The following is a 6,796-nucleotide window of genomic DNA, read 5'->3' as shown; positions in this document are numbered from 1 at the left end:
TGACAGGTTCATAACGTTACTGGCTAACAGGTTTTATTTTCGCGCCCGGCTGCCTCACCGACCGCGTACGGATAACGCCTGCGCTGTCGAGCAACCAGTAAAGGAGCTTGGCAATCAGCACCGCCGCTGCAAAAATCAGACAGAAAAAAACCACACGAGAAGCGAAGGCGTCCAGCCCTTCTCTCGCGAGCACGATCATATTAAAAACCGCGCCGAAGCAGAAGCTTTGCAGAATAGCGGCCTTGTAGCGATTATTCTCTTCGCGTCCTTTTGCGTAAAGCCAGTCGAACCATTTGATAATCATGCCCACCGCTACCGCGCCCAGCGGGATAAACCACACGCCCCCCATCACCACCAGCGAGCCCAGCAGCGTGGGCGAGATGGCCAGCCCGGAATGATTGTTCAGCACTTCCCAGGTAAAATAATTTGCGCTGTTCAGCACCAGCGGGGGCCTGTCAGGCCATAACCAGCCAGGAATAAAGACATAAAAATCCCGCACGATGGGCGCCAGTCCCTGGAAATCAATTTTGTCGTAGTTTTGCAGCAGCAGACCCAGATTCTCCCAGGGCGAAAAGGTGTCCCGCGTCAGGTAGAGGAAGGTATAGAACGCCTCGCTGCCGCTGACATCGAGGTTATAACGGCGCAGCGCCAGCCAGAACATCCCAACAACGCCTGCCATGCCCGCAGCGGCAAGCATCCACAGCGTGATCCAGCCCTGGATAATGCCGATAAAAAGAAACAGAGCAAAGGCGATAATGATGTTGGCTCGCGTGCCGCCCACGATGGCATACGTCAGTAGCCCAAAAGCGACGGTAGCCACCAGAAACAGCAGCCAGCTTTTCAGGCCAGGACGCAGGAAATAGACCACCAGCATGGCCGGAATAAAGAAGTAGAAGAAGCGCTTCAACGCCACGCCCGATACTTCTGCCGAGAAGATCTGGCTGTAGCTGTGCAGCTTAAACAGCAGGAAACCGTTGTGCAGGAAGAACACCAGCACCGTGCCCAGCGCAATCAGCGCCAGAATCCCCCACGTCAGATGCGCCTCGACGCGATTGATGGTGAAAACCTGGCGAGCGGGTTTCTCTGTAGCCTGCCTGAGCCGGGTTTTGTAGCTGACGTAGTAGATAGCGTAAAAACTGGTGGCGGCCAGCATCGCCTGCAGCAGGTACTCTGCAGGGACCACCTGCACATTAAAGCCAAATACCAGCACGCAGGTCAGCGGAAAACCAAAGTAAAAGGTCAGCAGAAAAAGCAGCGAGAAAAAGACGTTAAAATTAAACCGTATGCGTCGAAACTCTCGCCAGGTCAGCGTAAGAATAAGCCCCAGCGACAGCAGCCAAACCGTCAGCAGGCCAGCGAACTGTGGAAATGTCATGGCATTGCTCCTTCCGCCAGCGCCAGTGCCTGCTGCCAGCCCGTGACAAAGGCAGGGTCGAAAAAGGCGATAGAGGATTTGTCCAGGGCTGCCATCTGCCGCTTTGTTTCGGCAATCAGCGCGGGCGTCAGCTCGTCGCCGGCAAAAAGCACCGGCACCTGCTGGTCGGTCAGATCCTGCCAGAAAGGGTTTTTCCGGTTAATGACAAAGGGAATATTGGCCTGGATCAGCAGGCAGAGCGTACCGATGCCTTGCTGACGCTCAAAAAGAAAGTAACCCAGGTCGCAGCGGGCAAGCAGTGCCAGATAGGCCTGAAAGTCCAGCTTTTCGGTCAGCACGCTTAGCGAAGGGCCAAACAGTGCCGTACCGGCTTCCCGTACGCGCTGAATATAAGCGTCGTTATTTTCCGGATAGCCCATCGGCACAATCACCTTCACCCGCTCGCCAAACTGCTGATGAATGGCCTGTAATGCCTGAATATGACGGTTGCTGGCATCGCCCGAGTTGCCGACCAGCAGGGTTAACTCATCCTTTTTTGGCACGTCAGGTAACGCAACCTGCGCCATGCGGGTAGGGAAATAAAGCAGCGAAGCGGACACGGCTGGCTGACGCTGGTGAAAAACGGTGATATCACCGCGCGTGGCAAAGACGTGCCCAATGCGCCTTTGCGCCAGTCGACGCATCGCATAAAACAGGCGGAACTTCAGGCCGCCAGCCTGCTCGTAGAGATCGGCACCCCAGATATGCCAGTACGCCTGTTCAGGTCGGATCTTGCGCAGCAGCAGCGCCAGCCACAACGTCGGATTAAACTGGCCGTGAAAGAAAAAGCGCGTCTGCCGGGAGGCCTGAGCGCGGGTGGTTACCGCTTCGGCCAGGCTTTTTTTGTCCGCAAACCAGCGGATAGCCAGCAGGGGAAACGCCGTGGTCGCCGCAGGTTCGCCAACCACCCAAAACGGGCGTGGTTCACCGCAGGGTGCGGCCTGCGTCATGACGTCATTAAAAAAACGCAGAACGGTCTGGTTGTGATGCTCAATCGGCGAGCCAAGAACGTGGATCAGTGTTGTCATACTTGTCTTTGATAAAGAAAAAATACACCAGCGCAAAGCGCAAAATAGACGATATAGGTCGCCATATAGGCCTGCGCCGCGCCAACAGCGCCGTGCAGCGGGATCAGCCACCAGGCAAACAGCGTCAGCAGCAGAAACTGACTGACTTCGGTTAGCAGATAAAAACGCAGCGAGGCTTTAGCAATCACCAGATAGCCGAAAACATAAGCGCCTACCTTAAAAACGTCGCCGGTCAGCTGCCAGATAAAGAGGTCGCGCATTCCGGTAAACTTGCTGGAAAACAGCAGCCAGATCGCCACGTCGCGCAGCAGCCAGACGGTGAAACTGACGGCCATGACCGCAGGCAGGACAAAGCTCAGCGAACGCCGGATTTCGCGCGAAATCGCTTTCTTGTCCGTCAGCCTGGCCAGCGTCGGCAGTAGCCAGACGCTGAAAGAAGCGGTGATAAATTGCAGATAAGCGTCTGAAATACTGGTCACCCCCTGCCACAGGCCAACCTGCTCCCAGCCATCCTGGGCTGCCAGCCAGTTACGCATCATCACCCAGGCCACCGGCAGCGTCACCGTCGTCATCAGCGCCATCAGCGTGAATTTACCCAGATTACGTGCGATATCGCCATGCCACTGCGGCCTGAAAAAATGCAGCGGCAGGAGGTCACGCTTTGCCAGCAGCAGCGACGCGGGCACCACAACCAGCGCAGGCACCAGTGCCATACCGATGAGCGCGCCGCTGTAGCCGCCCAGCCAGTAACACACAAACCAAGCCGCCACACCGATCAGGCTCCCCACGATCAGCGACAGCGCGTTGCTCATTGCATCGCGAAAACCTTTTATCACCGCCAGCGCCAGGTTAGCCCAGGCGATGCCGACTTGAATAAAGGCCAGTATCCGCACTACGTTCGCATAGCGGTCATGGCCAAACAGGCCCACGCTGACAGGTTCAGCAAACAGCAGAAAAATGACCGCCAGCAGCGTAGAGAAGCCCAGAACCATTGCCGCTGCCGTGCCGGTCACCGCACGCAACCGCGCGGGCTGCTGTTGATATTCCGCCACGTATTTGGTGACGCCGTTAAAGATGCCGGCACCGGCCAGCACGCCCAGCACGGTAATCAGCTGGCGAAAGTTACCCGCCTGCCCCACGCCCGCGGGGCCGAACGATACCGCCAGCATTTTGACCACCAGCAGACCGGCAGCAATCTTTACTAGGGTGGACGCTGCCGTCCACACCGAAGCTTTAGCCAGCGACATATCAGAACCAACTCAGCAGCGAATTGATAACCGTTTTCTGGTTATTGTCGGAAAGGTTGTAAAACAGCGGCAGCCGCAGCAGGCGCTCACTTTCTGCCGTAGTGTAGCGGTCAGGTCCGTGGAAGCGGCCGAAGCGCTGTCCGGCGGGCGACGAATGCAGCGGGATATAGTGGAATACGGCCAGAATTTCCGCCTCTTTCAGCCAGTCGATCAGCGCGTTGCGATCGTCATTATCGCGCAGCTTAATGTAGAACATATGCGCATTGTGCTGGCCATCTGCTGCCAGAGTCGGCAGCGTGATACGGCCGCTGGCGGCAACAGGCTGCAGCGCGTCGTAATAGTTCTGCCACAGGCGCAGGCGCTGTTCGTTGATGAGTTTGGCCTCTTCCAGCTGCGCCCAGAGATAGGCAGCCTGCAAATCGGCCATCAGGTAGCTGGAACCGATATCCCGCCAGGTATATTTATCCACCTGACCACGGAAAAACTGGCTGCGGTTGGTGCCTTTTTCACGAATAATTTCTGCTCTTTCCACCAGCGCCGGATCGTTGATGAGCGTCGCGCCACCCTCACCGCCTGCGGTGTAGTTCTTGGTTTCGTGAAAACTAAAACAGCCAATATGACCAATCGTCCCCAGCGCTTTCCCTTTGTAGGTCGCCATTACGCCCTGCGCTGCATCTTCAACCACGTAGAGTTGGTGCTTTTTCGCCAGCGCCATGATGGTGTCCATTTCACAGGCAACGCCCGCATAGTGCACGGGCACAATCGCACGGGTTTTTTCGGTAATAGCCGCTTCAATCAGCTTTTCATCGATGTTAAGCGTATCGGGACGGATATCGACAAATACGATGGTCGCGCCGCGCAGCACAAAGGCGTTGGCGGTAGAGACAAAGGTGTAGCTCGGCATGATCACTTCATCGCCGGGCTGAATATCTATCAGGATAGCGGCCATTTCCAGCGAGGCGGTGCAGGAAGGCGTCAGCAGCACTTTACGGCTGCCAAAGCGGTTTTCCATCCACTGCTGGCAGCGACGGGTAAAGCCGCCGTCGCCGCACAGCTTGCCGCTGCTCATGGCGGACTGCATATACTCAAGTTCGGTTCCCACCACCGGTGGGGCATTAAACGGGATCATAAAATTACCTGTAGAGCCACCAGGCGGTGCGTTCAATGACGCCACCGCAGCGATGATAAAGTCGAAGTGCCGGCAAGTTGCCCAGCTGAGTGGCAACATGCAGGCGCGTCAGGCGTCGTGCTCGACACCAGTCAATGGCGGCCTCGATCATGCGCTGGCCGACGCCCAGGCCCTGCGCTTCAGGCCTCGTGGCCAACAGGCCGATCCTGCCACTGCCGTCGGCCAGTTCACGCAGTGAAACGAATCCCTGCAGCTCGCCCTGCTCGTTTACGGCAATCAGACACTGATGGTCAAATGTCCCGAGCACGGCGTTTTCCACCCATTGCGCATAAAAACGACCGCTGTCTGCTGTTTTATACCAAGGCGCGCGAAAGCGGCTCTGGGCAAAAGCGCTGCCGGCTACTTCGCGAAGCGCAGGGATATGCTCTTTACGGGCGATACGAATACCTTCCGGCCTGCCGCCCGTGCCGATGCCCAGCACAAAATCCGCCTCGCCTTCCACAAAACGAAACCCCAGCGCGCTTAACGCATCCAGCTCCGCCGTCTGTTGCGACAGGATTTTCGCCTGGACAAGGTCATATTGCTGCAGCGCTGCCTCATCGATCGGCGCATCGTGTAGATCGACGGTCAGCAACGCGCTGTTCATATCGAAAAACGCATTTTCCCAAGTCAGCGGGTCGATACGCCCAGCCAAACCCGGGACGTTCATCGCCAAAGACCTTTGGTATCGACCAGCCAGCGTGAACGCAGCCCGGCAACATCGATGGTTTTGAACTGCTGATGATCCACCAGCATGACCAGCACGTCCGCCTGGCGTAACGCTTCTTCCTGCGAAACCAGCACGCTTCTTTCCGGCATCCCGGGCGGCAGCTCGTGAATATTTGGCTCGACCAGCTGCGTGGTGCCCTGATGCCAGTCGGCGATCATCTGCGCCACTTCCCTTGCCGGGCTTTCCCGCAGATCGTCGATATTGGGCTTAAAGGCGAGGCCAAAGCAGGCAATGGTCAGTTCGCTGGGGCGTTTGTCGCTGGCGACCAGACATTCGGCCAGCTTTTTCTTCACCTGTTCCAGCACCCAGTGCGGCTTGCTGTCGTTAACTTCACGCGCGGTGCGGATAAGACGAGCCTGCACTGGATTCTGCGCCACGATAAACCACGGGTCTACGGCGATACAGTGCCCGCCAACGCCCGGGCCTGGCTGTAAAATATTGACGCGAGGATGGCGGTTAGCGAGCGCAATCAGTTCCCAAACGCTGATGCCCTGATCGGCGCAAATCAGCGATAGCTCGTTGGCGAAAGCGATATTCACGTCGCGGAAACTGTTTTCCGTCAGCTTACACATCTCAGCGGTCCGCGAGTTGGTCACCACGCACTCCCCTTCGAGGAAAATGCGGTAAAGATCGCACGCCTTTTGTGAACAAAGTGAGGTCATGCCGCCAATCACGCGATCGTTTTTTATCAGCTCGACCATCACCTGGCCCGGCAGCACGCGCTCCGGACAATAGGCGATGTTCACATCGGCGTTTTCGCCCGCGTGCTGAGGGAAAGCCAAATCCTGCCGGGCCATCGCCAGCCATTCGGCCATCTGCTCCGTCGCGCCCACAGGCGAGGTTGACTCCAGGATAACCAGATCGCCTTTTTTCAGCACGGGCGCGATCGACTCGGCCGCCGCTTTGACCCAGGAAAGATCCGGCTGGTGCCCGTCTTTAAACGGTGTCGGCACGGCGATCAGAAAAGCATCCGCAGGCTCCGGCTGCGTGGTGGCGCGCAGGTATCCCTGTTCAACGGCTTTTTTCACCACCACATCCAGGTCAGGCTCTACGATATGAATGTCGCCGCGGTTAATGGTTTCGACCGCCCGCGCGTTGATATCCACGCCGATGACTTTTTTCTGGCGGGAAGCGAAAGCCGCAGCGGTAGGCAGGCCAATATAGCCCAGCCCGATAACAGAAATGGTATTGAACATTATAAGGAAATCC

General features: G+C 57.1%; 6 protein-coding genes. All 6 read right to left on the bottom strand.

Going from position 1 to position 6,796, the window contains the following annotated elements; translation table 11 throughout:
• Positions 1-16 precede the first annotated feature (16 nt).
• The 6 genes from wzyE to wecC are packed head-to-tail and all read right to left on the bottom strand — an operon-like array spanning position 17 to position 6,786.
• Entirely contained in the window at positions 17-1,375 is a 1,359-nt protein-coding gene (gene wzyE / locus RTK32_RS09140) for an ECA oligosaccharide polymerase (protein ID WP_312043231.1), read from the bottom strand.
• Complete coding sequence (locus tag RTK32_RS09135) at positions 1,372-2,442, bottom strand: TDP-N-acetylfucosamine:lipid II N-acetylfucosaminyltransferase (protein WP_312043229.1); 1,071 nt, start codon at positions 2,440-2,442, stop codon at positions 1,372-1,374. Before RTK32_RS09135 ends, wzyE begins: the two co-directional genes overlap by 4 nt.
• Positions 2,439-3,689, bottom strand: a complete 1,251-nt coding sequence (wzxE, locus tag RTK32_RS09130; RefSeq protein ID WP_312043227.1) for a lipid III flippase WzxE — start codon at positions 3,687-3,689, stop codon at positions 2,439-2,441. Before wzxE ends, RTK32_RS09135 begins: the two co-directional genes overlap by 4 nt.
• Before the next feature lies 1 nt (position 3,690).
• Entirely contained in the window at positions 3,691-4,818 is a 1,128-nt protein-coding gene (gene rffA / locus RTK32_RS09125) for a dTDP-4-amino-4,6-dideoxygalactose transaminase (protein ID WP_312043225.1), read from the bottom strand.
• A 4-nt stretch (positions 4,819-4,822) separates the two neighbouring features.
• The gene (gene rffC / locus RTK32_RS09120; protein ID WP_312043223.1) at positions 4,823-5,527 is read right to left on the bottom strand and encodes a dTDP-4-amino-4,6-dideoxy-D-galactose acyltransferase; all 705 of its coding nucleotides are present in this window, start codon (positions 5,525-5,527) and stop codon (positions 4,823-4,825) included.
• Positions 5,524-6,786: a UDP-N-acetyl-D-mannosamine dehydrogenase gene (gene wecC, locus RTK32_RS09115; protein ID WP_312043233.1), complete on the bottom strand. Its 1,263-nt coding sequence runs from the start codon at positions 6,784-6,786 to the stop codon at positions 5,524-5,526. Before wecC ends, rffC begins: the two co-directional genes overlap by 4 nt.
• Positions 6,787-6,796: the final 10 nt, after the last annotated feature.

The sequence above is a fragment of the Erwinia sp. genome (assembly GCF_031978025.1).
Classification (GTDB): Bacteria; Pseudomonadota; Gammaproteobacteria; order Enterobacterales; family Enterobacteriaceae; genus Erwinia.
The sequence above is the reverse complement of the archived record's forward strand: the minus strand, read 5'-3'. Positions and strand labels throughout refer to the sequence as shown.